Source organism: Variovorax sp. YR566, assembly GCF_051992195.1.
Taxonomy (GTDB): domain Bacteria; phylum Pseudomonadota; class Gammaproteobacteria; order Burkholderiales; family Burkholderiaceae_C; genus Variovorax.
The window spans coordinates 3,404,979-3,430,188 of record NZ_CP197092.1; the positions used below are offsets into that span (position 1 = coordinate 3,404,979).

Consider the following 25,210-nt stretch of genomic DNA (forward strand, 5'->3'; position numbering starts at 1 on the left):
CTGCTGCGCTATTTTTTGCCCCGTCTTCTTGCTCGCAACGCTGAAGCTACTGTGCCACGGAGCGGTCCAGAAGGCGCCAAGATGAACGCCTTTACTGTCAAGACGGGCGAGACGCCTCAGGCGCGATACGTGCTGGTAGGTATGCGGGGCGAGATGGTGGCTGCCCTGGAGCACGACGGCGAGAAGTATTCAGTTGACGCTGTGATTCCTCTTAGTTCGATTGACCCGCAGGGGCTCCAGGTTCGGCACTATTACGGCCTCGATACGGTCGACTACACGGGAATCTTGGCAGTGGCTTTGGGTCGCATCACTGGCTGGCCTTACGTCCGCGTCCACGCCGTCCGACTGCAGAACCATATCGCTCAATACATTTTCAATCGGCGCACACTCACAACGCGCCGCCGCAGCGAAATACTCGCCGAAGTGGTTAGTCTCGTCGAGCACGGGGAGTCCGGCGTGAGTGCGATGGCGCTGCTAAGTAACAGGCACGGTTATCGGTGGGCCGGTCATCCGGATTGGGAGTCACTCAACAGTGGAGTTGAATTCCATCTTGAGATGCTTGTGGATTCGGGGGAGTTGCGAAAAGTGGGCCATCGTTATGCGCCGACGGGCTTGGCCCTTAAAGCACTCGAAGAAACTCAGGAGCAGGAGCGCCGCCACAGGGAGAACCTGCGCCTACAAGGCGCGTTGGCCGTTTTGACGCTCGTGACTGCCGTAACTGCCGCAGTGCAGGCGAATTTGGTGAAGGTACCTACGATTTTCGATCTCACTGAGGGCGCTCAGCAGTGCAAGCCCGTCAACTGACCTAAAAAACAGTGGCTCAGGAGTGCACGCGCTCGTTCAAAGACGGGCACGCGAACCCTCGGGCTCACTGTGAGAAATACGCGACGCGGGGCGAAGACGCGTCACGGCTGTCCCGGGGCCTCGCTGGGATGAGCATGCCCTCAGTAAGCCCCCTTGCACCCCATGCAAGGGCGCCTAGGCGGTTGGATGGCCCAGGCCTCCCACGGGCTCTAGCAACCCCTGTTTGCCCGGTCGTCGTTCCTAGAGTCCGATGATCGCCAGGCCATCTACAGAGGGGAGAGAGCCCCGCACATGGGGCAGGGTAGGGGCTGCAGGTAGGGGATTCGACGCAGCAGGGCGCCTAGGGACAGCCCCGGCGGCCCCGGGTGGGCGAGGAGGGCCGGGGAGACCTAAGGGCTCGGCGCTGCCAGGGGTGACCCCACCCCCCACGGGGGCGCCTGCTTGCGCGGCGGGGCGAAGCAGTGCTGAGGAATTTTCGGGGCAAATTTCTACGTCAATGACGTTCACAAGGTCCGAATTTCCAATCTGGAGGAAAGGCCCGCGCGACAGCACCTGACTAGTATTGGCCCTCCATTTATTAGGACGAGGGGCTATGTTCGTAATCGATCAGCAGTACACGCGGGCAGCGATACGTCAGTTGCTAGGCGTCGAGGGAACCAGGGGCGGCAAGTGGGATACCGGCCACGCCAGACACGACGGCGAACACTTCATTTTCTGTAATATCGACATTGCTGGGCGCACAGGGCACAACTACAACAATTTCTTCGAGGGCGAGGAACTGGTCTGGCATCCGAGGGAAGGGGCGAAGCTAACCCATCCTGCGTTCGGCGATCTGGTGTCTGGGACTGCACCTGTTCATGTTTTCTTTCGCCTCGCCGATCATGACCCCTTTACTTACGCGGGGGTAGGAAGTGCTGTCAGTGTTCAGGACACGATACCCATCGAGGTGAGGTGGGGCTTCCCGGACAAGAACACGCATCCTGACGACTTGCGAACACTTCAGGGAGTGGTGGAGGGCGCGAAGAAGCAGGTGACTGTCAATGCTTACGAACGCGATCCGACCGCAAAGCCTCGGTGCATCAAGAGGTGGGGAACGATCTGCACTGTGTGTGACTTCGATTTTGGCGCGGTATATGGCGAGCTTGGCGCAGGCTTCATACACGTGCACCATCTGAAGCCAATCCACACTGTTGGCGCAGAATACCTGCTAGACCCGGAGAACGATCTGCGGCCGGTATGTCCCAATTGCCATTCGATGCTTCACAGGCGCAAGGAGGTCCTGTCCATTGATGAACTGGTCAGTTTGCTAAGACGCCGGTTCAATGGCAGTTTCACGCAGATATAGCCGCTGTCGGCTCATTCGGTTTGCAATCTGTGAATCCGACTGGACCACCCTTGTTCGCGCCCGGCATCCTCCAGGACCATGAAGCGGCGCCGGTGGTCCAAGGGACCATTGAGCATTGCGACTACCTGATGTGCCGAAGCGCTCAGGAGCACCTTGGCCAGCAACATGGTGCGCTGCGGTTCACCCTGTCGCCCGTACTCGCGTAAGAGGACCCGTAGGCCCTCCCGGACGTGCATGCGCGATTGCAGGCGGACGCCAGCGTCTATCAAGGGCTGAAGCGAATGCCAGTCTTGGCTGTTCATCAAGACGAGGTGTCCGTTGCTGGTCCGGTATTCGATGTGCTCGCCCATGGTCATCTGCGATACCTGGGATTCACTTCGACCGCCTGGGTTCGCCCGGGGAGCCCGTTCGACGAGTTGTCGAAGTACCTCTCTGCGGCTGCACCCATGAAGCGCGAGGCCTCGTGGTTGCGGCGAGTCTGGAAACGGGCTGGGCCACTCTGGCGAATGATGTCTGCGACATTGGCGTCCGATTCTCCGCGCTTGATGGCATCTACTGCCGCTCGCGGGACCACGCCTTGATAGAGCATCGAGACGAGGGCCGCTCGCTGATGGTCACGGACTGGCGTGTCGCCGAGCATGCTGCTTAGCACAACGTTCTTCTTCAAGATCATGTATTCCTGCAGCGCTACAGCGTTGGCCTGGGAGATGGGCTTGCGCCCGTTGAGAACGTCCTCGTAGGCAGGGCCGTCCCGGCCGACAGCGGCCTCGTACAGTTCCCGCCCGCCGGGCTGGGTCAGGTTGAAGCCGTAGCCCACGCTGACCTCGTGGCCGTTGACGTTGTCTCCTTCGGTCACACGAACTTTGCCGGCCTTGCGCTCAGCCGATAGAAGTCCGTGATACGCAAAAGACTCATTGCCCTCTGCCCCCCCGATGTCATTCTTGGCGAGCTTGAGCCAGCTCATGGGCGTTGATGCTCCCTCGAAGGCTGGAGTATTCGGAGTGCTGTTCTTCAAAAGACCTTGGAAGGCTTCGAGATTCCAGCCACTCGCAGGACGGCTCGAACGTGCCCAAGGGGTGACCGAGACCTCGGCAACAAAGGGTTTGCCGCCCATGGAATGGACGGACGGAAAAGTGATTCGGTGATTCATTGGTAGTGGTAGGAAGGCCCGGAAGCGCCAGGACGCACAGGCCTGTGCGGCCTTGTTCTTGTGGGTGGCGTGGGAGGAAAAAGCGCCCCGGCCGAAGCCGGGGCCAAGTCCTACCGAGACATCACCGTGAAATGCAGGGTGAGTCCTGCCGGCCCGCAATGACGCACGGGCACGGCCGTTGTGCAACCCCTTGCACAGGCGGCCGGTGGCAGGACTCAGAAAAGAGAGATGCCGTCAGAGGGCGGCGCGGGAGCGAATGAGTACCCGGGTGGGACGGGTTGTGAAGGCAGCCACAGCGCTCGCCTGGGTGAGCAAGGTTTCGCGGTGCGCCACCATCTCAGGAGTAGCGAGCCATGCGGCAGTCTTGGCTTCCGCCGTGGCATTGAGGACGCGTCGGTCGTGGCGGGTCAATCGTCCGCCTCGAAAGCGAGGCAGGTTGAGGCTGTTGGTCTGATCGATCATGGGGAGGGCGCCGTCTCGGCGATGCTCCAAAGATTGGTGGAGGAACTGTCAGGCTTGGGCCTGGGGGGCATAGGCGACACGGGACACACGGACCGGGCCAGAGACCTTCGCGGCGACGGCCTGCGCTACGGCTAGACTGCGGAGCGACGGCCGCATAGCTCGGCTGGGACCCGAGCCTGCTCTAGGGCCTCGACACCATCGGCGCGTGCTTGCTCGGCATCGGCGATACGTTGAAACGTGCTTTTGCGCGAGGAGCCCGAGGGGATGGGGCTTGCAGGGGCGGTTGCCTTGCGCTCGGCCTCAAACTTGGCGATGAGACGTTGAGCCTCCACGACTTCCTCGGGGGTCAAAGGAGGCGGGGGAGGCGGCGGGAGTTTCCGGGTGGGCTTCGGCTGCGTGATGGCACCAGGGCTCGTGAGCGGCCCTACGCCTTTGGGCCTTCGCGCGGTGCGGCGTGGTCCGACAAACTGCGCATGAAATGTCGCATAGGCTTTGCGGAAGTACTCGCGCTGCTGTACGCGAATGCGATCCTTGTGGCCTGCGCGGTATGCGGCCTGCTTCTCGGCGATCTTTTCCTGATTCGCTTGGCGGTATGCGGCGACAGCGGCTTTGATCTGCTCGGCGTTGGCGGCGTAGTGGGCGGCCCGACAGGCCTTGCAGTGGTCCTGTAGACCATCGGGGCGCTTCACGTTCTTTCCGAAGGTGGAGCAGGGCTTGTGCTCGCCGCAGCGGGAGCAATGTTTGGTCGGCATGGGTACTTCCGGCAGAGGGCCGCGATGGGCCGGGATCGGGAGAGACGCGGCGAGGTGCCGAGATGCGCGACCATCCCTGCTGGGACGATCACGAAGGGGATTTGGCGACGACCAAGGAAGCAAGGAGTTCACTAAGATGTCCTATGTCTCCTTGCTCTTGTTCTTCTGGACTACTACACCGTGTAGTCTCTTCGACAATTCCAAGTCTCTGATGCTCGTGAAGTCGTCGAAGGAATGTCCTTTGACAGCTTCAGAGTCACCATGACCTCTTAAAAATCATTCGTCCCCTGACGGGGCCGAAGGCCCCTCGGGACGCGGCTTCGATCTGTGGTCGGTGATGGCATTGAAGCCAGCGGCGAGTTAAGGGCCATCACTCGGATTCCGCTCACGTTGCACAGATGGTCGGCGTAGGTTTCGCCGGCAACCGACTCCGAGCCAGCGTAGGCCATCGGGAATCACGATCCTTGGTTCGCGCCCGGACGACCCGAAAGGGCCTGAGGCGCCCGCGAGGGCGGGGGTGTCGTGGAGAAGTGGAGGGCGCCACGGCGGCGCAGGAATCGGGTTGACGGTAGGGTCGTCATTCTGCGGGGGTTTATTCCAGGCCAGTGCCGACGATAGGGCGCTTCACTTTGCGGGCACTTGTCCGAACGCCTCTGCGTGGCAAGCATTCCAACGGTGGTTGGAGGTTTTACTTCCGGCTCCGCGCCTGCGTGAATTGATCGTGATCTGCACGCGTCCAAGGCGCGACCATTCTGTTTCCCACTCTTGTGTCAGCTTGTAAAAAATGATGTGATAGCGCGCTTAACTTCGAGTAGCAAGAAGATATGAAATACCGGGAAAGCGCCAAGGACAAAAAGCTACGCGCACGGTTTTCTGAAGACTTGACGCGAGCAGCCCTTAAGCAGATTGTGTTGACTCAAGGTGAGTTTCGCGGTCTGAATAACCTAAATATCGAGTTCCATTATCCGATTACCGCAATTGCTGGAAGAAATGGCGCGGGAAAATCTACCATACTAGCTTTGGCGTGTTGCGCCTTTCATAATCATGATTGGGGATTTAAACTTCCAAAGCGAAGAAATTCCTACTATACATTTTCCGATTTTTTTGTGCAAAACTTGGCTGAGGCTTCGCAAAAAGATACCGTCATATATTACAAGATTGCACATAATAATTGGAAAAAGAGTCCAACTCTTCCGGATGGTGTTGGTGTAGGGACTCAGATTCGAAAGAAAAAGAAAGGGGGGAAATGGAATGATTACGACAAGCGCGTCAACAGGACAGTTGTTTTTCTTGGGATTGAGCGAATTGTGCCGCATAGCGAGAGAAGTCAGTCGCGTTCATACTCTAAAGTATTCAAGGATGGGAAGCCCAAGGGGTGGGAAGAAAAGGTCAAGGATATTGTTGGCTACATCCTTGGGAAAACCTATCTTGGCTTCAGATACTTGGAGCACTCCAAATATACTCTCCCAATTGTAAAAACAAAAGATCACATCTATTCGGGCTTCAATATGGGGGCGGGTGAGAACGCGCTTTTTGAGATTTTTTCGACTATCTATTCCGCTGGAGAAGGAGCATTACTGGTAATGGATGAGGTCGAGCTGGGCTTGCATGCCGATGCTCAGAAGAAATTTATTGAAAAGCTTAAAGATGTTTGCCTCGAAATGCATACGCAAATAATTTGCACCACTCATTCCAGGGAGATATTTGATTGCTTGCCGCCTGACGCAAGATTTTTCGTTGAAGTAGTCGGTGGAAAAACTAAGGTTATGCAGGGCATTTCATCTGATTTTGCTTTTAATAAGATGGGAGGCTCTCCCGAGGCTGAGTTGGAGATTTACTTAGAAGATGATGTGGCAAAGGCAATATTGATGGCAAAACTGCCTTCCTCGGTGCGCGTCCGAAGCTCATTCAACGTGATCGGGTCGGCTACTGCACTAGCAAGACAACTCGCTGCAGCGTATGTTCGAAAGGAAGCGCGACCAGTACTGGCCGTTTTTGATGGAGATCAAATCTCTAAAGCAGCAGATAATTTCGCTCATGCCAAGAACATGGCCGAAAATCCGAAACCGGATTTTGCAGAATGGTTCAATGCGCGAGTTTGCTATCTGCCGGGACCCACTTGGCCGGAGTCGTGGCTGCTTCAAAAAGCAGGGGAAGTACTACCGCACTTGGCCGCGACCCTCGGTAGTGAGCCCGAGGAGCTTGCGGCGGCAATCGAGTATGCGATGCAGGCGGGGAAGCACAACGAGTTCTTCGAGTTGTCAAAGCATCTTGGGCTCTCGCAGGAGCTATGCCTTCAATACTTTGCTTCTTCGATCACGTCGGAAGACTTGGTCGGCGTGCAGAACCTAATTTCATCAATTTTGGCCGCGCAGGCGTAATCGCGAAGCACGGCTCAGCGGCTATTCGAAGGGCGCTGTTGAGCGGCCCTGAGCGCTCCGGAGAGCATTGCGGCCAAGACTCGCTCCGTCCACGCAGCACCCTCAATATCTTCGTCACCGATAGTAGGACGATACCTTTCCTCGATCAGCGCAACGACTGGCAACGCTGCGTTTACGAGTGCGATTAGTGTGGCGGGCTCAGGATGATGGTCAGTTGCGTCAGCGACCTCTCTGCCCACCAAGATCGCTACCCGAATCGCCGGGTGTCCGATGGCCTCTGCTGCTGTGAAAGTGGCACCTTTGGGCATCCTCGCCTCACTGCGTCGTCGACCGATGACTTACCCCTTGCCCACGAATACCCAGGCGCCGCGCGGAGCGAAGTGCGGCGGAAAACGAGACACCTTCACACACCGGCCGACCATCCCGGGAAACGACTGCCGTCTCACCGGGGACACCAGTCCCGACCACGATGGAGACAAAGGCGGTTGGGACCCTCTTGGCATCCTCGGTGCACAGGGCAGCCCAGTGCTGACCATCGTCTGTAGAGCCGTACTCAGTGGTCACGACGCGGTGCATGCTGCGGGTGAGGTCCTCGCGCAGGGCCTCGATGGCAGCGCGTTGGGTAGCAGAGAAAGCGGTTTGCAGTTGCATAATTTGGGGCCTGTTCGGGCGTTGAAGACGGGCTAATTATGGGGCTCCAAAAATAAAGTTGAGCCAATGCCCCTTGGGCGCGCTCAACAATTTTGGGGCCCCATAAATAAGCCCGACAATAGGTAGCATGAGTGACCTGCAAGAATCCGCTGCACCCCGAGGACGTCCCAAGCTGATCTCCGGAAACCCTGTCCACGTCCGCCTGCGCCTCTCGGAGGAACAACGGGCGAAACTCGACCGCCTGGGCGGTGCTGCATGGGTCCGGCAGAAGATCGATGCGGCGAAGGAGCCAGAGGAGCCTAAGCGCCCCTCGGCGCCTTGGCGAAGTAGCGAAGACTAGGGGGGACGCTCAGTCCCGGCCTATTGGACTCCGAGGAGAGCCCAGTCCAGCTTGGCAATCGATGCGGCGAGGGTTGCGGTATCGGCGTGCGTGTACCGGCCCTGGACCGTGCCACTTTCGTGGCCGACCAGCTTATCAATAATCTGCTCGTTGACGCCTGCAGACGCCAGCATGGACCGACCGTTGTGTCGTAGCGAATGGAAGGTGAAGCGCTCGTCAAGCTCAACACCCGCAGCCTCGCGCAGCTTCAGGAAATCGAGACCGGCGAGGTCGCCCGGACGGCGCTTGCCGCGCTGAATGAACTTCGGGAAGACGAACCTCTCTCGGGCCTCTTTGGCGGTCTCTACGAACCGCAAGAATCCCAGATCAATCAGATGCTGATGAATTGGGATCAAGCGTTCCCCGGCCTTGGTCTTGACCGTGCGATTCTGGTGGCCCTCGGTCCTCCTGTCGTGGACTTCGATGCACCACACGTCGTCGATCTGCTTGATGTCGGTCAGCTCCAACTGAGCAAGCTCGCCGATACGGGCGGACGTGTAGAGGCCCAAGGGCAGTAGCCATCGGCCCGCGTCAGCGCGGGCATTGTTCGTGGCGACCAACTTCTTCAGGTCTTCCATGCGCCATGGAAGTCGCTTGGTGCTGTCGCTGGTGTCGATCTTCAGCCCAGACCATGGATTGACCGTGAGCTTCCCGGCGTCCACCGCAACGTTCAGGAGGGCTTGTAGGGGACCGATCAGGTTCTTGACGGACTGCCCTTTGATGCCCTTGGCGACGAGGTGGGCCCGTAGTTTTGCACCGTGCGTGCGGTCTAGTTCGGAGAGTGGCACATCAACGCCAGCCTCTGCCAGTAGCTTCAAGGAACGTTCCGTGATCTTGATGGCCGGGCGGGTGCGGGTTTTGAGTGCGAGCCAGTCTGCTTTGATGTCCTTGAGGTGCAAGGCGGTGTTGACAGTTCCCGGCACATCTGAGGCCTTCACAATTTCGGGCGACACGGCGGGCGGCGGCGTGGGAACGACAAGCCCTTTGTCCCGCTGCACTGCAATCTCCCGAGCGTTGCTGTACGCAGCCAAGCACTCTTGAAGGAGTAGGGCTCCATCTGCTGTCTCGTAGTCGATGGCGAGGCCCAAGCGGCTTACGATGGGTTGCACGATAGGGATCATGACTTCGAGATTGCCACTTGCCAGGGCCTCGCGCACGATTTCCTGCCGCTGCTGGTTGAGCGCGGCGCGGGCTGCGACAGTTGCAGGAGGCAGAGGACGTAAGAGGGGCACGGGAGGCGCTGCGGGATGCTCGGGTAGTGAGCCATCCGCGAGTTCATAGACGAACGATACGGGGCTGTAGACCCGCACGGTTTTGTCCTTGAGCATGCGCTGTTTTGCGTCTTTTGCCGCCTCGTCCGCGAGTAAGGTGCCAACGATACATTGCCGCACCTCAGGCGCCAGGGAAGCCAGCTTGGGCGGGGATTGTTCGCGCCGCTGACGGAGGAATTGAGCCTCAAGCTCAGCCCGCTTCGCTGCTGCACGAACTCGCGCCTCCTGGGGGTCGCTGGTGCCCAAGGACCCGCTGAACGCGATACGCTTTCCGCTATAGAAGGGAAGGCGGTCTGTAGATCAAGCGGCGCGATCACGCGCAGCCACCACATTCCCCCACGCTGAAACAGACCCGGTATTTTCGATGCCATGTGCTCTCCGATGACGATTTTTACGATCTGTCATCGAGCCGAGTGCTACAGCAGGGTGCCACAGTTATCGCGCCGCAGGCCGCATGAATGCTGGTTCTGAGGGAGAACTGTGGCACTGTTGATAGTTGACGAGCCTTACCCCTGGCACTGACTACGCAGTTAGGGCTGCTTGGTTCCCCACCTGACCCGGTTGGCCACTTCACCATGCAGGGAGGCCCGTCAGCACGCATTGTAACCCGCCAGGATGCGCGCACTTCGTGTCGCTTCTCCTTCCCCCTGCTGGGGGCGACACCTGAGGCCCCGGCGAAGCTGGTTCCTCGGTGTCCCACGAAAAGGCAGGCCTTTTTGATTGCGGGGTAGGGCTGAGGGCTGGCGCCGTGCCTTTTAGAATGCCCGCAATGTCTTATCTCGTGCTCGCTCGCAAGTTCCGTCCGAAAACCTTCGGTGAGATGGTCGGCCAGGGGCATGTGGTTCAGGCGCTCGAGAACGCGTTGACCACGCAGCGCCTGCATCACGCCTATCTTTTCACCGGCACCCGGGGGGTCGGCAAGACCACGGTCTCGCGGATCCTGGCGAAGTCGCTCAACTGCCAGGGCCCGGATGGGCAGGGCGGCATCACGGCCACTCCTTGCGGTGTCTGCCAGGCCTGCCGCGACATCGATTCCGGCCGCTTCGTGGACTACACCGAGCTCGACGCGGCCTCGAACCGCGGCGTGGACGAGGTGCAGTCGTTGCTCGAACAGGCCGTCTACAAGCCGGTGCAGGGGCGCTTCAAGGTCTTCATGATCGACGAAGTGCACATGCTCACGAACACCGCGTTCAACGCGATGCTGAAGACGCTCGAGGAGCCGCCCGAGTACCTCAAGTTCGTGTTGGCCACGACCGATCCGCAGAAGGTGCCGGTCACGGTGTTGTCGCGCTGCCTGCAGTTCAACCTGCGGCCGATGGCGCCCGAGACGGTGCTCGAGCACCTCACCAGCGTGCTGCAGACCGAGAACGTCCCGGCCGAGCCGCAGGCGCTGCGCCTGCTGGCGCGCGCGGCGCGCGGCTCGATGCGCGACGCGCTCTCGCTCACCGACCAGGCCATCGCATTCGGCAACGGCGAGCTGGTCGAGGCCGGCGTGCGTCAGATGCTCGGCAGCGTCGATCGCGGCCATGTGTTCCGCCTGATCGAGGCGCTGGCGCAGGGCGATGGCAGGACGGTGGTCGAGACATCGGAGGCGCTGCGCGTAGACGGCATGTCCGCCGCCTCCACGCTCGAGGAAATGACGGCAGTGCTGCAGGCCATGGCAGTGCTGCAGGCCGTGCCTTCTCGGGCGGAGTCGGCCGATTCCGCCACCGACCCCGACGCGGCCGACACCGCTCGCCTCGCCGCGCTGATGCCGGCCGACGAGACGCAACTGCTGTACAGCCTGTGCCTGCATGGCCGCGGCGAGCTGGGCCTGGCCCCCGACGAGTACGCTGCCCTGACCATGGTGCTGTTGCGGCTATTGGCCTTCAAACCTTCCAGCGCGGCTGCTTCGACGGCCTCCCCGGAAAAAAAAACTCTGAATGAAGCTGCGGCCGTGGCGCCGGTAGCTCCGGCGCGCACCGTGCCACCCGCTCCGGCCCCCGCGCCGGTGGCTCGCCCCCCGGTCGAATCGCCTGCTGCACCCGCGCCAGCGCCTGCCTACGCTGCCTCGGTTCCCGCCGGCCATCGCCTCGCCGTGGTCGACGAACCCCGGCAGGCCGAACCCCGCCCCGGCGCTGCCGCCGAAGCACCCGCCCGGGTCGTCGGCGTGCCCATCCGCGTGCAGCCTCCGCCCAGTGCCCGCGACACGCCGCGCGCCGACGAGCCGCGCAGCACATTCACCCCCATTCCGACCAGCGAAGACGGCGATTTCTGGTACGCCACGGTCTCCCAACTGATCGCGGCCGAGGCCATCGCCGCCTTGGCGCGTGAACTGGCACTGCAATCGCAGCTGGTGGGCCGCGACACCGACCAGTGGCTGCTGCGCATCGAGCGGGAAACGCTCAACCAGCCGTCCAGCCGCGAAAAGCTGACGGCTGCGCTGGGCAGCCTGGGCCACGACGTCAAGCTCGCCATCGAGATCGGCAGCGTGGTCGACAGCCCCGCGCGCCGCAACAAACAGGCCGCGGACGAGCGGCAGCGCGTGGCCGAAGAGGCCATCCTCAGCGACCCCGAAGTGCAGGCACTGATGCGCGACTTCGATGCGAAGATCGTCCCTGGCACGCTGAAACCAGCCTGAGCTTCCGTCTCTCTTATCCTTCACCCACTTTCCAACCAGACACAGGACCAACGATGTTCAACAAAGGACAACTGGCCGGCCTCATGAAGCAGGCGCAGGCAATGCAGGACAACCTCAAGAAGGCCCAGGAAGAGCTGGCCCACATCGAGGTCGAAGGCGAATCCGGCGCCGGCCTCGTCAAGGTCGTCATGACTTGCAAGCACGACGTCAAGCGCATCACCATCGACCCCAGCCTGCTGGCGGACGACAAGGACATGCTCGAAGACCTCGTGGCTGCCGCCTTCAACGCCGCCGTGCGCAAGGCCGAGGAAACCAGCGAGCAGAAGATGGGCAAGCTGACGGCCGGCATGCCAGGTCTGCCGCCAGGCATGAAGCTGCCGTTCTGAGCGAGCGGTCGCAATAAATGGCAGACGCCAGTTCGCTCGACGCCTTGGTCGATGCGCTGCGCCGCCTGCCCGGTGTCGGCGTCAAGTCGGCCTCGCGCATGGCATTCCACCTGCTGCAGCACGACCGCGAGGGCGCACAGCTGCTCGCACGCGCACTGCAGCAGGCCGCAGGCCACGTGCGGCATTGCGAGCGCTGCAACACCTTTACCGAGGCGCCGGTCTGCAACGTCTGCCTCGACACGCGGCGCGATGCGAGCAAGCTCTGCGTGGTCGAGACGCCGGCCGACCAGGCCGCGCTCGAACGCACCGGCGCGTTCCGCGGCTATTACTTCGTGCTGATGGGCAAGCTCAGCCCGCTCGACGGCATCGGGCCGAAGGACATCGGCCTGCAGAAGCTCTTCGACCGCGCGCGCGACGGCACGGTGAGCGAGGTCATCCTTGCCACGAACTTCACCGCTGAGGGCGAGGCCACCGCGCACGTGATCGGCGAAGCTCTGAAGCAGCATGGCCTGACCGTGACGCGCCTTGCACGCGGCGTGCCGGCAGGCAGCGAGCTCGAGTACGTCGATCTTGGCACCATCGCCCATGCCCTGGTAGACCGCAGGTAGCGCGCACAGCGTTGTCTGGGCACTCGCGTTTCCGCTCGATATCGCAATACTTTTTCCGGCGCGATGAAGCCTTGGCGAAGGCTTCTCGGAGAGGCCTTCGTGCTTACGTGAAAACCCGCACGGGATCACCCCGATGCAGCCGTGTGGTGCGGCCCCTAAGCTCGATTCAGTTCTTACGAGTCACAGAGCCAACGGGCAACGTTTCATGCTTCATCGCCGCACTCTCATTTCAGCTACTGCCGCCATTGCCGCTGCAACCATCGCGTTGCCGCGTGTCTTTGCACAGCAGGCGAAGCTGGAGAAGACGAAGATCTCCATCGCGGTCGGCGGCAAGGCGGCGTTCTACTACCTGCCGCTCACCATTTCGGAGCAGCTCGGCTACTTCAAGGCCGAAGGGCTCGATGTGGAGATTTCCGATTTCGCCGGCGGCGCGCGTGCGCTGCAGGCGGTAGTCGGCGGTTCGGCCGATGTCTGCTCAGGCGCCTACGAACACACCATCAACCTGCAGGCCAAGAACCAGTTCTTCCAGGCCTTCGTGTTGCAGGGCCGTGCACCGCAGATCGCGGTGGGCGTGTCGACCAAGAACATGGCCGGCTACACCGGCATCCAGGATCTCAAGGGGAAGAAGATCGGCGTCTCCGCGCCGGGCTCGTCGACCAACATGGTGGCCAACCTCGTGCTCTCGCGCGGTGGGCTCAAGGCCAGTGACGTGAGCTTCATCGGCGTGGGCGTGGCGGCCGGTGCGCTCACCGCGCTGCGCTCGGGCCAGATCGACGCCATCAGCAACACCGACCCGGTGATGACGATGCTGGAGCAGAAGGGTGACGTGAAGATCATCAGCGACACGCGCACGCTCAAGGGCACGCTGCAGGTGTTCGGCGGCACGATGCCGGCGGCCTGCCTGTATGCGTCGAGCGAGTTCATCCAGAAGAATCCCAACACCTGCCAGGCGCTGGCGAATGCCATCGTGCACGGCCTCAAATGGCTGCAGACGGCGGGGCCCGGCGACATCATCAAGACGGTGCCCGAGACTTATCTGCTCGGCGACCGCGCGCTGTATCTCGCGTCGTTCGACAAAGTGCGCGAATCGATCGCCACCGACGGCCTCGTGCCGGTCGACGGCCCCAAGACGGCGCTCACCGCGATTGCAAGCTTCGATACCACCGTGAAGGCCGACAAGATCGACCTCGCGAAAACCTACACCAACGATTTTGCTAGGCGCGCGAAAGACAGGTTCAAAGCCTGATTCCGAACGTCCCCGCGACCCGGCCTCGGCCGGGTTTTTTACGCCATGTCCGACTACGCACTCGAACTTCTCTCCATCGGCTGCACCTTCCATTCGAAGGACGATCCGGGCCAGCGCTACACGGCGGTGGCCGACACCACGCTGCGCATCAGGGCAGGGGAGTTCGTCTCGGTGGTCGGACCCACAGGCTGCGGCAAGTCGACGCTGCTGAACGTGGGCGCGGGCCTGCTCGAGCCCTCTTCGGGCACCGTGAAGGTCTTCGGCCAGACGCTCGAGGGCATCAACACGCGCGCCGGCTACATGTTCCAGACCGAGGCACTGATGCCCTGGCGCAGTGCCGTCGACAACGTGATGGTGGGCCTGCAATACCGCGGCGTGCCCGATGCCGAGGCGCGCGAGCAGGCCGAGGCCTGGCTCTCGCGCGTGGGGCTCTCGGGCTTCGGCGGCCGCTATCCGCACCAGCTTTCCGGTGGCATGCGAAAGCGCGTGGCGCTGGCTCAGACGCTGGTGCTTGACCCCGACATCATCCTCATGGACGAACCCTTCAGCGCACTCGACGTCCAGACGCGCCAGTTGATGGAGAACGAGGTGCTCGACCTCTGGAGCGCGAAGAAGAAGGCGGTGCTGTTCATCACGCACGACCTCGACGAGGCCATTGCGATGAGCGACCGCGTGGTGGTGCTGTCGGCCGGCCCTGCGACGCACCCCATCGGCGAGTTCGCCATCGACCTTGCAAGGCCGCGCGACGTGGCCGAGGTGCGCACGCAGCCGCGCTTCGTCGAGCTGCACACCCAGATCTGGGAGGTGCTGCGCGACGAGGTGCTCAAGGGTTATGCGCAGCAACTGAGGAAGGCCGCCTGATGCCGCGCCTCGGACTCAATGAACGCAACGCGCGCTTCTGGCAGCTGGCGCTGCTGGTGGTGATCCTGGTGGCTTGGCACATCGCCTCGCGCAACCAGCAGTTCGCCTTCTTCCTCGGCGAGCCGATCCAGGTGGCGGGCCGCATCTGGAGTTGGTTCCTGCCGTTCGAACTGCCGGCCAATGCGCTCTTTCCCGAAGGGCTGAAGGGCAACGCCGACATCTACCAGCACCTGGGCACCACGCTGCTGGAGACAGTGCTGGCCTTCGTCATTGGCACAGTGCTGGGCCTGGCCTGCGGGCTGTGGCTGGCGCTCGCGCCCACGGCGAGCCTGATCCTCGACCCCTACATCAAGGCTGCCAATTCGATGCCGCGCGTGATCCTCGCGCCCATCTTCGCGCTGTGGTTCGGGCTGGGCATCTGGAGCAAGGTGGCGCTGGCGGTCACGCTGGTGTTCTTCATCGTGTTCTTCAACGTCTACCAGGGCGTGCGCGAGGTGAGCCCGGTGGTGCTGGCCAACGCGAAGATGCTGGGCGCCAACCAGCGGCAGCTGCTGCGCACGGTGTACCTGCCGAGCGCGACCAGCTGGGTGTTTTCCAGCCTGCACACTTCGGTCGGACTGGCCTTCGTGGGGGCGGTGGTGGGCGAGTACCTGGGCTCGGCGCGGGGCGTGGGTTATCTGATTCTGCAGGCTGAGGGCACCTTCGACGTCAACACGGTGTTCGCCGGTATCGTGGTGCTCACGGCCTTTGCGCTGGCTCTCGACGGGATCGTCGGGCTCATCGAAAAGCGCCTGATGAAGTGGCAGCCGAAGACCGGCGAGACCGAAAAGCTCTAGAGCCCTCATGCGATGATCCTGCGCGGCGCTGAGGAGTGCCGCAACGATCCACGGGGGTAAACGAACAATGAGCCACGACCACAAGCGGGCCACGACCTTGCGCTCGCGCGACCAGGCCGCCAAGGTTTCGAACGAAGAGCTGTTCTTCGACCTGGTCTACGCGTTTTCAGTCACGCAGCTTTCCCACTACCTGCTGGACCACCTCACGCTATTGGGGGCGCTGCAGACGCTGGTCATGTGGTTTGCCGTCTGGCTGGGTTGGCAGTACACGGCCTGGACCACCAACTGGTTCAACCCCAGCGCGCTGCGCATCCGCGGCGTACTGTTCGCAATCATGCTGCTGGCGATGGTGATGGCCTCGGCGCTGCCAGGGGCCTTTGCCGAGCGGGGACTGGCGTTCGCGCTGTGCTTTGTGGGCATCCAGGCGGGGCGCACGCTCTGCATGCTGATCGCCATCGGCCCGAACGATCCGCTCACACCCAACTTCCGGCGCTTGCTGGCGTGGAATTGCGTGGCCGGCGTGTTCTGGATCGCCGGCGGACTGGCCGATGGGCCGGCGCGCCTCGCGCTCTGGTTCGGCGGCGTGCTGTGCGAGTACATCGCACCGATGATCGGCTTGCGCTTTCCGGGCCTGGGCCGTTCGCTGACCAGCGACTGGACCATCGACGGCGGCCATCTCGCCGAGCGCTGCCAGCTGTTCGTGATTGTTGCGCTGGGCGAGTCGGTGCTGGCGACCGGCATCGCCTTCGGGCACCACCCCGAATGGCATGGGAGCGATCTGTTCGCGCTGCTCGTGGGCTTCGCAGGCAGCCTGGCGATGTGGTGGATGTACTTCGACACCAGCGCCAAGGAGGCGACCCACGTCATCGAGCATGCGGCGGACCCGGGCGGCGTCGGCGCCAAGTTCCACTACACGCACGTCATTCTGGTGGCGGGCATCATCGTCTGCGCGGTGGCGGACGAGCTGACCATCGGAGAGGGCTCGCACCATGCCGAACTCAAGTACCTCGGCGCGCTGATCGGCGGACCGGCGCTCTATCTGTTCGGCAATGCGCTGTTCAAGCGCGTGGTGCGCGGCTTCCTGCCGCAATCGCATCTCTATGGGCTGGGCCTGCTGGCGGTGCTTGCGGTCTTCGCGTCGCACATGACGGTGATGGTGGTGGGCACGCTCACAACGGTCATCATGATCGTCGTGGCCGCGCTGGAGGCCGTGGTACGCCGCAGGGCGTGGGCCGCCAAGGCCCACTGAAGGCGGCCCTTAGCGCTTCTTCTTCGCCGGCGTGCCGCCGCGCTTCTCGCGCACGACCTGCTGCTTGCTGCTGGCAGGCACCTTGGCCACATTGGAGCCCCGCGGCGCGGCAGCCTTCGAGGACGCACCGCCACGGCGTGCGGGAGCGGCCGCGACGTGCGACGTCTGCACGGGCCGGATGCCGGTGCCCGCGCGGGTCGCAACCGTCGCGCGAACGGGCAGATACACCACCACGCTGTAGCCACGCTTGAACGCGTGATTGGGCTTCACGTCGTTCCACTCGGCCACGTTGGCCGGCTTGAGGTTGTAGCGGCGCGCGATGCTGGCAACGCTGTCGGCGCGTCCGGCCTTGACGGTCGTGCGGCGCGTGACGATCTCGGGCTGGAAGCTCAGGTGGCCGCCGTCGGCCACCACGGCCGCCACGTCTTCCTTCACGCGGGCGCCGCGCGGCACGATCAGCGTCGAGCCGGCCTTGATGAGCATGCGCGGCGGCACGTTGTTCATGGCGCGCAGGTCGGCTTCGCTCATGCCCGAGCGCTGGGCTGCGTCGGCCACCGTCATGGTGTTGGGCACGACCCAGGCGGTCCAGCTGGCGTACTGGCCCTGTGAATAGGCGTCGAAGTTGCGCTGGAACACGGCTGCGTTGTCCCATGGCAGCAGGATCTGCGGCGTGCCGGCCGCGATCAGCACCGGCTTGTGGGCGGCGGGGTTGAGGGCGCGGAAGTCGTCGAGCCGCACGTCGGCCAGCTTGGCGGCTAGCTCCACGTCGAGGTCGCGCGTGAGCGTGACGGTCTGGAAGTACGGGTGGTTGGCGATCAGCGGCAGTTCGGTGTTGAAGGCCTGCGGGTTCGCCACGATGTTCTTCACGGCCTGCAGCTTGGGCACGTACATGCGCGTTTCGGCGGGCATGGTGAGGTCGCTGTAGGTGGTGGGCAGGCCCAGGCGCTGGTTCTTGGCGATGGCGCGGCTCACGCTGCCTTCACCCCAGTTGTAGGCGGCCAGGGCCAGTTGCCAGTCGCCGAACATGCCGTAGAGCTTCTGCAGGTAGTCGAGCGCGGCGCGGGTGGAGGCCACCACGTCGCGGCGGTCGTCGCGGAAGATGTTCTGCTTCAGGTCGAAATCGGTGCCGGTGGCCGGCATGAACTGCCACATGCCCGCGGCGCGCGCGCTGGAGATAGCCTGAGGGTTGAACGCGCTCTCGATGTAGGGCAGCAGCGCGAGTTCGGTCGGCATGTTGCGCCGCTCGAGTTCCTCGACGATGTGGAAGATGTACTTGTTCGAGCGCTCCGTCATGCGCTGGATGTAGTCGGGCCGGCTGGCGTACCACTGCTCGCGGTCGCGCACCAGGTCGCTGTCGAGGTTGGGCATCTTGAAGCCGCGGCGGATGCGGTCCCACATGTCGACCGGCGGCGCGAGCGTGACCACGCTCTGCGAATGGGCCTGGCCGCTGGGGAGGGGGGAGAGCGAGTCGCGGGGGTAGATGGGGGCCGCGCTGCCGGCGATCTTGGAGCCGGTGCCGCCGGCCTGGGGTGACGATGAAGAAGAGGTGGAAGAGCTGTTGTTGTTCGTGCCCGCGCAGCCCGCGAGCACCAGTGAACCTGCAAGGCAGGTGGCAGCGATAAATTTCATCGGAAGTCGTTTTTCCATTGGCGCAGTGCGGCAAACACGTCGGCTTCGGCTGCATCGGCAGCAAGCTCGGCGTGGGCACGCACCGCTCTAAGGACAGTGGCTTCGCGGCTGCGAAGAAAGGGGTTGACCTGGCGTTCGATTGCCAGTTGTGACGGCAGCGTGGGCTGCCCCTTCGCGCGCAGGCTTTCGCAGCGCGCGTTGTAGTGACTCAGTTCGGCGTTGGCCGGTTCCACCGCCTGGGCGAAACGCAGGTTAGAAAGTGTGTACTCGTGAGCGCAGCAGACGCGCGTGTCGCCGGGCAAAGCGGCGAGCGCATCGAGCGAGGCCAGCATTTGCGCAGGCGTGCCCTCGAACAGCCGTCCGCAGCCACCGGAGAACAGCGTGTCGCCACAGAACAGCAGCGGTGCGTCGTTGAGCGCGGTTTGCGCGGCGGGGAGGAAGTAGGCGATATGGCCGGCCGTATGGCCCGGCACGTCGATGACCTCGAAGCGCAGGCCGAGCACTTCCGCGATGTCGCCCTGCGCCAGCGGCGTGTACGGCTCGGGAATGCGCTCGCGCGCGGGCCCCCAGACCGGGGCGCCGGTGGCTGTATGCAGCGCGGCCACGCCCCCCGTGTGATCGGGGTGGTGGTGCGTGACTAGAATCGCGGCCAGCTGCAGCTTGTGGCGCGCCAGCGCGTCGAACACCGGTTGGGCATCGCCCGGATCCACCACGATGGCGTGGGACCCGTCGTGCAGCATCCAGATGTAGTTGTCAGCGAAGGCGGGCAGCGGAACAAGGGTCATGAGCGGTCAAATTATAGGTTTGCAGGATTGGTTCGCGACCCCCCCGGGGCGCTACCTTCTGGCTTGGGAGCAGGCCCAGTTCGATCAGGCGGTGGCCGATGTGTTCGGCTATCACGCGTTGCAGCTGGGCGCGGCAGAGGTCGACGGGCTGCGCGCCAACCGCATGCCGCACCGCTGGCTGGCACTGGACGACCCCGCCCGCGCCAGCAAGGCAACGCTCCTGACCGACTTCGCGGCGCTGCCTTTTGCAGCCAACAGCCTCGACTTGGTGGTGATGCCGCACGCGCTCGAACTGAGCCCCGACCCGCACGCCACCCTGCGCGAGGTCGAGCGGGTGCTGGTGCCCGAAGGCCGTGTGGTGATCTGCGGGCTCAACCCCGCCAGCCTCTGGGGCATGCGGCAGCGCCGCGCGCACATCTACCGCCGGCTGGGCATCGGCGATCTTTACCTGCCCGAAGGCGGGGAGTTCATCGGCTACTGGCGCATGCGCGACTGGCTGCGCCTGCTGAGCTTCGAGGTGGAGTCGGGCCGCTTCGGCATCTACCGGCCGGCAGTGCGCAGCGAGGCCTGGCTGGAGCGCTCGCGCTGGATGGACGCGGCCGGCGAGCGCTGGTGGCCGATCTTTGGCGCAGCCTATTTTTTGGTCGCTGTGAAGCGGGTGCGCGGCATGCGCCTGCTGAGCGCCGACTGGCGGCGCGCAGGCGCCCGCGCCACCGCGCCCGTGCCCATTGCCGGCAAGGTGCATCGCAGCGAGCCGAACAAGAATTGAAATGATCGAAATCGAATGAAGAGGATCGAATGAAAGAGAAGGAAAAGTCAGTTTGAACGAAGTCGTGATCTACACCGATGGTGCGTGCAAGGGCAATCCCGGCCCCGGTGGCTGGGGCGCGTGGCTCAAGTCGGGCGCCACCGAGAAGGACCTGTTCGGCGGTGAACTCAACACCACCAACAACCGTATGGAGCTGACCGCCGTCATCGAGGGCCTGGCCGCGCTCAAGCGGCCCTGCAAGGTGCTGCTGTATCTCGACAGCCAGTACGTGCGCAAGGGCATCACCGAATGGATCCGCGGCTGGAAGGCCAAGGGCTGGCTCACCGCGAGCAAGCAGCCGGTAAAGAACGTCGAGCTCTGGCAGCGGCTCGACAAGCTGGTGAGCGAAGGCGGCCACCAGATCGAATGGCGCTGGGTCAAGGGCCACTCGGGCGATCCGGGCAACGAGCGCGCCGACATGCTGGCCAACAAGGGCGTGGACAAGGCGCTGGGGCGCCTCTGAACCGGGCGGCCGCGGGCCGCTCTTTCTTTCCCTGGCGGCTAGATCACGCCGTCGAACATCATCACGTCGACTTCGTCGCCCGCCGCCACGCTGCCTTGATCGTGGTGCAGCACCACAAGCCCGTTGGCCTCGACCATCGAGCTGAGCACCCCGGAGCCCTGGTGGCTCGCAACGCACACTTCGGGCAACGCGCCCCGCACGTTCTTCACGAAGCCGCGCTGGTATTCGGTGCGGCCCGGCTTCTTGCGGATCGGGCTCGTGCTGCGCGCGCGCAGCAGCGGTGGCGGCGCGGCGGCTGCTTCATGGCAGCCCATCATGCGCAGCAGCGCCGGCCGCACGAAGGCCAGGAAGGTGACCATCACCGCCACCGGATTGCCCGGCAGGCCGAACAGCACGGCCGGCTGCGGTGACGCCTCGCGCGGAATCAACCCCACAGCGAGTGGACGGCCCGGGCGCATGGCCACGCGCCAGAACGCCATGTCGCCCAGCTGCTGCATCACGTCGCGCGTGTGGTCGGCCGCGCCCGCGCTGACGCCACCACTGGTGACGATGGCATCGGCCTCGCGCGCGGCGCGCTGCAGCGTGGCGGCGAGCGTGGCCGGGTCGTCGCGCACCAGGCCGAGGTCGATCACCTCGCAGCCCAGCCGCGTGAGCAGGCCGATCACGGTGTAGCGGTTGCTGTCGTACACGGCGCCTTCGCGCGGCGCGTCGCCGAGGCTCAGGATCTCGTCGCCGGTCGAAAAACAGGCCACCCGCAGCCGCCGCAGCGCGGGCACGCCCGGCAGGCCGAGGCTCGCGACCATGCCGAGTGCGGCGGGCGAGAGGCGTTCGCCCTTGCGCAGCGCGGGCTGGCCCTTCATCAGGTCTTCGCCCGCGAAGCGGCGGTTGTCGCCGCGGCGCAGCACCTTGGCCGGGAAGCACACGCGGTCGCCGTCGACCTTGCAGAACTCCTGCGGAATGACGGTGTCGAGGCCCGCCGGCATCATCGCGCCGGTCATGATGCGCACCGCATCGCCCGCGCCCAGCGCGCCGCGCCAGGCCGCACCGGCCAGCGCCGTGCCCGCCACGCGCAGCGTGATGGAGGCGTCGATGGGGGCGTCCTTGGGCAGCACCGAGCCGTCGAAGGCGTAGCCGTCCATGGCGGAGTTGTCGTGCGGCGGCACGCTGATGGGCGAGACGATGTCTTCGGCCAGCACGCGGCCGAGGGCATCGAGCAACGAAACGCTCTCGCGCTGCGTGACGACGGCCGTGGCCGTCAGTTGCGAAAGGAAGGCGTGGACGGCCTCGACGCTCAGGTCGGCGGCGTCGTCATAGCCCGTGAGGGTGGAAGCGATGTCTGCGATGCGGCTCATCGGTTTTCGAGGGCGTGCAGTTCGGCCAGGGTGTTGGCGTTGAAAAAGGCGTCGGGCGCGTCGCCGGGGCGGTCGAAGGGCACGTGCACCGTACGGTGCTGCGCGGTCCATGCGTGGACCTTGCGGCCGCCGGCTTCGGTGTAGCGCTGCAGGCTGCCGCGCAGGTCGGCGCGCAGCAGGCAGAAGACGGGTTGGGGGCGCAGCACCACGTCGCCCTCGGCGGCTTCGGGCGCGGTGGCGATGGCGATTTCCGCATTGCCGGCAACGACCGCTTCAGCGAGCCGGGCGGCCAGGTCGTTCGGGAACAGGGGGGTGTCGCAAGGCACGGTCAGCAGCCAGGGCGTGGTGCAGTGCTCCAGCCCGGCCAGAAAGCCCGCGAGCGGCCCCGCATAGTCCGCGAGGCTGTCGGGCCGCACCGGCACGCCGAAGGCTTCGTAGTCGGCGAGGTTGCGATTGGCATTGACCATCAGCCGGCCGACCTGCGGCCCCAGCCGCCGTATTGCATGCAGCGCCAGCGATTCGCCATTGAAAGGCTGCAGCCCCTTGTCGACACCGCCCATGCGCGAGCCGCGTCCGCCGGCCAGCAGCAGCCCCGTGATGTCGGCGGTTGCGATGGTGGCGTGCGCGGGCATGGCGGCCGCCTGCGTCATCCGCCGATGTAGCTCATCTCGACGCGGCGCGGGGCCTTGTCGCCGGCATCGCCGCTGTCGTCGTCCGGACCGTGCAGGGCGCGCAGCTCCGAGTAGCGGTCGGCGCGGCCCTGCCAGATGTGGCCGATGGCCGAGGAGATGTCGTCGTCGCTGGCGGTGCCGCGCAGCAATGGGCGCAGGTCGTGGCCGGCGCTGGCGAAGAGGCAGAGGTAGAGCTTGCCTTCGGTCGACAGGCGCGCGCGGCTGCAGTCGTGGCAGAAGGCCTGGGTGACGCTGCTGATCACGCCGATTTCGCCGGTGCCGTCGGCATAGGCCCAGCGCTGGGCGGTTTCGCCGGGCGTGGCGGCTTCGAGCGGCACCAGGGGAAATTCGGCATGGATGCGCGCGATGACGTCGGCCGAGGGCAGCACTTCGTCCATGCGCCAGCCGTTGGTGGCGCCCACGTCCATGTACTCGATGAAGCGCAGCACCACCTTGCCGCTGTGGTGCGTACGGAAGTAGCGGGCCATCGGCAGGATTTCTTGATCGTTGGCGCCGCGCTTGACCACCATGTTGACCTTGATGGGGCCGAGGCCAGCGGCGATTGCCGCATCGATGCCGGCGAGCACGTCGGCCACCGGAAAGTCGACGTCGTTCATGTGGCGGAACACGGCGTCGTCGAGGCTGTCGAGGCTCACCGTCACGCGCTGCAGGCCGGCAGCCTTGAGCGCGCCGGCCTTGCGCGCGAGCAGCGAGCCGTTGGTGGTGAGCGTCAGCGCCAGCGGTTCGCCAGCGGGTGTGCGGATCTCGGCGAGCTGTTCGATGAGCCCTTCGATGTTCTTGCGCAGCAGCGGCTCGCCGCCGGTCAGGCGGATCTTGCGCACGCCGTGGGCGGCGAACAGGCGGGCCAGCCGCGTCATTTCCTCGAAGCTCAGCAGCGCGCTGTGCGGCAGGTACTTGTAGTCCTTGTCGAACACATCCTTCGGCATGCAGTAGCTGCAGCGGAAGTTGCAGCGGTCGGTCACGCTGATGCGCAGGTCGGTCATGGGCCGGCCCAGGCGGTCGAGCAGCAGCCCCGTGGCGGGCACGGCAATCTCCGGTACCGCCACGGCGGGGCGTGCGCGGCCGACCGCGGAGATCGGGATGACGGTGCTGCTGCTGTTCTTCATGGCTTCGTGGAAGGGGGCTCCGATTTTGCGCCAGGCCCCAAGGGCCTGTGAATCGGAGGCTACTTGATCACCGCCGCATAAATCATGTCCCGGGTCAATGTTCTGTAATGTGTTCTGTACTTTGGCGACTGCAGCATGAGCAAGACGAACATCTCGTTCTTCGGGTCGACCCACATGTAGGTGCCGCCCGCGCCGCCCCAGTTGTATTCACCGCCGGCCGACGGGTAGGGCGCCTCGCCGTCGTTGCGGCGCACGGCAAAGCCCAGGCCGAAGCCGTAGCCCGGGCCCGGCAGGTAGAGCGGGCCGGGCACGATGCCGGCGCCCGCATTGGAGTGGTCGGCGGTCATCAGCGCGATGGTGCGCGGGCCGAGGTAGCGCTTGCCGTCGAGCGAGCCGCCATTGAGCAGCATCTGCAGGAAGCGCGCGTAGTCGTTCGCGGTCGACACCAGCCCGCCGCCGCCCGACTCGTACTTGCGCACGACGCGCGGGTCGTTGAACTCGGCGCCCACGCCGAAGCTGCGGTCGCTGGCCAGCGGCTCGGCAATGCGCGGCTGGCGCGCCGGCTCGGGCACGTAGTAGCTGGTGTCCTTCATGCCCAGCGGGTCGAGCAGGCGGGTTTTCTCGAACTGGTAGAGCGACTGGCCCGACACCACCTCGATCACGCGGCCGAGGATGTCGGTCGACTGGCTGTACTCCCAGGTCGTGCCGGGCTGGTAGGCCAGCGGCAGCTTGGCGAGGCGCTGGGAGAACTCGGCCAGCGTCGGGTCGCCGGCGCCCAGGTCGGCGGCGTTGTAGGCCTGCTTCACGAGGCCCGGGCCGAAGAAGCCGTAGGTCAGGCCCGATGTGTGGCGCATCAGGTCCTGCACGGTGATCGGGCGGCGCGCGGGCACGGTGTCGAGCACCGGCTTGCCGTCGGCGCCGGGCTTCTCGACGCCCACCGTCATGGTGGCGAACTCGGGCAGGTAGGTCGAGATCGGGTCGTCGAGCTTCAGCCGGCCGTCTTCCACCAGCATCATCGCGGCCACCGTGGTGATGGGCTTGCTCATCGAATAGATGCGGAAGATGCCGTCGCGCGGCATTGGAGTGCCGGCCACAGGGTCGAGCTTGCCGACCGGCTCGAACCACGCGACCTTGCCCTGGCGTGCCACCAGCAGCACTGCGCCCGGAATCTTGCCGGCGGCCACGTCGGCCTTGAGCACGTCTGTGAGCATCTGCAGGCGCCCGGTCGAGAGACCGACCTGTTCGGGCCTGGCTGTCGGCAGCGATTGCGCCGCCGCCAGCAGGGGAAGGGCCAGGCCGAGCACGGCCGCGCGCAGGCTGCGCTTCAGGAATCTCATGGTGTTGTCTCCGTCTTGTTGTGAATGGAAAACCTGT

Annotated in this window: 23 protein-coding genes and 1 other RNA gene; 12 read left to right on the forward strand and 12 right to left on the reverse strand. The window is 64.1% G+C overall.

Annotated elements, in window-relative coordinates; translation table 11 throughout:
- Positions 1-81: 81 nt before the first annotated feature.
- Both ACTG4X_RS15860 and ACTG4X_RS15865 read left to right on the forward strand, forming a co-directional pair.
- Positions 82-804 (forward strand): hypothetical protein, encoded by a 723-nt coding sequence (locus tag ACTG4X_RS15860; protein WP_440534248.1) that lies wholly within the window; start codon positions 82-84, stop codon positions 802-804.
- 592 nt (positions 805-1,396) lie between these two features.
- Complete coding sequence (locus tag ACTG4X_RS15865; RefSeq protein WP_440534249.1) at positions 1,397-2,149, forward strand: HNH endonuclease; 753 nt, start codon at positions 1,397-1,399, stop codon at positions 2,147-2,149.
- 11 nt (positions 2,150-2,160) lie between these two features.
- Here the strand turns inward: ACTG4X_RS15865 and ACTG4X_RS15870 are convergent, their stop codons facing one another.
- The 4 genes from ACTG4X_RS15870 to ACTG4X_RS15885 form a co-directional block, all read right to left on the reverse strand.
- Complete coding sequence (locus ACTG4X_RS15870; protein WP_440534250.1) at positions 2,161-2,499, reverse strand: hypothetical protein; 339 nt, start codon at positions 2,497-2,499, stop codon at positions 2,161-2,163.
- A 2-nt stretch (positions 2,500-2,501) separates the two neighbouring features.
- Positions 2,502-3,263, reverse strand: a complete 762-nt coding sequence (locus ACTG4X_RS15875; RefSeq protein WP_440534251.1) for a hypothetical protein — start codon at positions 3,261-3,263, stop codon at positions 2,502-2,504.
- A gap of 270 nt (positions 3,264-3,533) precedes the next feature.
- On the reverse strand, positions 3,534-3,761 hold the full coding sequence (locus tag ACTG4X_RS15880; RefSeq protein WP_440534252.1) for a hypothetical protein: 228 nt from the start codon (positions 3,759-3,761) through the stop codon (positions 3,534-3,536).
- Between the two features lie 131 nt (positions 3,762-3,892).
- Positions 3,893-4,513 (reverse strand): hypothetical protein, encoded by a 621-nt coding sequence (locus ACTG4X_RS15885; RefSeq protein WP_440534253.1) that lies wholly within the window; start codon positions 4,511-4,513, stop codon positions 3,893-3,895.
- An 824-nt stretch (positions 4,514-5,337) separates the two neighbouring features.
- Here ACTG4X_RS15885 and ACTG4X_RS15890 point away from each other — a divergent pair.
- Positions 5,338-6,894 (forward strand): ATP-dependent nuclease, encoded by a 1,557-nt coding sequence (locus ACTG4X_RS15890; RefSeq protein WP_440534254.1) that lies wholly within the window; start codon positions 5,338-5,340, stop codon positions 6,892-6,894.
- A 1,011-nt stretch (positions 6,895-7,905) separates the two neighbouring features.
- On the opposite strand, the gene ACTG4X_RS15895 is transcribed toward ACTG4X_RS15890, so the two are convergent.
- Positions 7,906-9,441 carry a tyrosine-type recombinase/integrase gene (locus tag ACTG4X_RS15895; RefSeq protein ID WP_440534255.1) on the reverse strand — a complete coding sequence of 512 codons (1,536 nt, stop codon included), beginning with the start codon at positions 9,439-9,441 and terminating at the stop codon, positions 7,906-7,908.
- Positions 9,442-9,690: 249 nt separating this feature from the next.
- Positions 9,691-9,787: signal recognition particle sRNA small type (ffs, locus tag ACTG4X_RS15900), an RNA gene on the reverse strand.
- Between the two features lie 177 nt (positions 9,788-9,964).
- Between ffs and dnaX the strand changes: the two genes are divergently transcribed.
- The 7 genes from dnaX (at position 9,965) to ACTG4X_RS15935 (ending at position 17,001) form a co-directional block, all read left to right on the forward strand.
- Positions 9,965-11,815 carry a DNA polymerase III subunit gamma/tau gene (gene dnaX / locus ACTG4X_RS15905; protein WP_440534256.1) on the forward strand — a complete coding sequence of 617 codons (1,851 nt, stop codon included), beginning with the start codon at positions 9,965-9,967 and terminating at the stop codon, positions 11,813-11,815.
- A gap of 53 nt (positions 11,816-11,868) precedes the next feature.
- Positions 11,869-12,201 carry a YbaB/EbfC family nucleoid-associated protein gene (locus tag ACTG4X_RS15910; protein WP_007836669.1) on the forward strand — a complete coding sequence of 111 codons (333 nt, stop codon included), beginning with the start codon at positions 11,869-11,871 and terminating at the stop codon, positions 12,199-12,201.
- A 17-nt stretch (positions 12,202-12,218) separates the two neighbouring features.
- The gene (gene recR, locus ACTG4X_RS15915) at positions 12,219-12,809 is read left to right on the forward strand and encodes a recombination mediator RecR (protein ID WP_093054337.1); all 591 of its coding nucleotides are present in this window, start codon (positions 12,219-12,221) and stop codon (positions 12,807-12,809) included.
- Positions 12,810-13,014: 205 nt separating this feature from the next.
- Positions 13,015-14,055 (forward strand): ABC transporter substrate-binding protein, encoded by a 1,041-nt coding sequence (locus ACTG4X_RS15920; RefSeq protein ID WP_093054339.1) that lies wholly within the window; start codon positions 13,015-13,017, stop codon positions 14,053-14,055.
- Positions 14,056-14,100: 45 nt separating this feature from the next.
- Positions 14,101-14,916 (forward strand): ABC transporter ATP-binding protein, encoded by an 816-nt coding sequence (locus ACTG4X_RS15925; protein WP_440534257.1) that lies wholly within the window; start codon positions 14,101-14,103, stop codon positions 14,914-14,916.
- Positions 14,916-15,752: an ABC transporter permease gene (locus ACTG4X_RS15930; RefSeq protein ID WP_093054343.1), complete on the forward strand. Its 837-nt coding sequence runs from the start codon at positions 14,916-14,918 to the stop codon at positions 15,750-15,752. Before ACTG4X_RS15925 ends, ACTG4X_RS15930 begins: the two co-directional genes overlap by 1 nt.
- A 67-nt stretch (positions 15,753-15,819) precedes the next feature.
- A complete protein-coding gene (locus ACTG4X_RS15935) occupies positions 15,820-17,001 on the forward strand; it encodes a low temperature requirement protein A (protein ID WP_440534258.1) in 1,182 nt (393 codons plus the stop codon).
- Between the two features lie 9 nt (positions 17,002-17,010).
- Here the strand turns inward: ACTG4X_RS15935 and ACTG4X_RS15940 are convergent, their stop codons facing one another.
- Together ACTG4X_RS15940 and gloB are read right to left on the reverse strand one after the other, a co-directional pair.
- Positions 17,011-18,630 (reverse strand): transglycosylase SLT domain-containing protein, encoded by a 1,620-nt coding sequence (locus ACTG4X_RS15940; protein WP_440534259.1) that lies wholly within the window; start codon positions 18,628-18,630, stop codon positions 17,011-17,013.
- Positions 18,627-19,415: a hydroxyacylglutathione hydrolase gene (gene gloB / locus ACTG4X_RS15945; protein ID WP_093054349.1), complete on the reverse strand. Its 789-nt coding sequence runs from the start codon at positions 19,413-19,415 to the stop codon at positions 18,627-18,629. Before gloB ends, ACTG4X_RS15940 begins: the two co-directional genes overlap by 4 nt.
- On the opposite strand from gloB, the gene ACTG4X_RS15950 reads away from it, so the two are divergent.
- Positions 19,414-20,184, forward strand: a complete 771-nt coding sequence (locus tag ACTG4X_RS15950; RefSeq protein WP_256216672.1) for a class I SAM-dependent methyltransferase — start codon at positions 19,414-19,416, stop codon at positions 20,182-20,184. The genes gloB and ACTG4X_RS15950 overlap by 2 nt on opposite strands.
- A gap of 52 nt (positions 20,185-20,236) precedes the next feature.
- The gene (rnhA, locus tag ACTG4X_RS15955) at positions 20,237-20,686 is read left to right on the forward strand and encodes a ribonuclease HI (protein WP_093054353.1); all 450 of its coding nucleotides are present in this window, start codon (positions 20,237-20,239) and stop codon (positions 20,684-20,686) included.
- Between the two features lie 38 nt (positions 20,687-20,724).
- Here the strand turns inward: rnhA and moeA are convergent, their stop codons facing one another.
- The 4 genes from moeA to ACTG4X_RS15975 are packed head-to-tail and all read right to left on the reverse strand — an operon-like array spanning position 20,725 to position 25,173.
- Complete coding sequence (moeA, locus tag ACTG4X_RS15960; RefSeq protein WP_440534260.1) at positions 20,725-22,038, reverse strand: molybdopterin molybdotransferase MoeA; 1,314 nt, start codon at positions 22,036-22,038, stop codon at positions 20,725-20,727.
- Complete coding sequence (mobA, locus tag ACTG4X_RS15965) at positions 22,035-22,670, reverse strand: molybdenum cofactor guanylyltransferase MobA (RefSeq protein WP_440534261.1); 636 nt, start codon at positions 22,668-22,670, stop codon at positions 22,035-22,037. The genes moeA and mobA overlap by 4 nt, the downstream gene beginning before the upstream one ends.
- 14 nt (positions 22,671-22,684) lie before the next feature.
- A complete protein-coding gene (moaA, locus tag ACTG4X_RS15970; protein WP_440534262.1) occupies positions 22,685-23,836 on the reverse strand; it encodes a GTP 3',8-cyclase MoaA in 1,152 nt (383 codons plus the stop codon).
- 59 nt (positions 23,837-23,895) lie between these two features.
- A complete protein-coding gene (locus tag ACTG4X_RS15975) occupies positions 23,896-25,173 on the reverse strand; it encodes a serine hydrolase domain-containing protein (RefSeq protein WP_093054361.1) in 1,278 nt (425 codons plus the stop codon).
- Positions 25,174-25,210 lie beyond the last annotated feature (37 nt).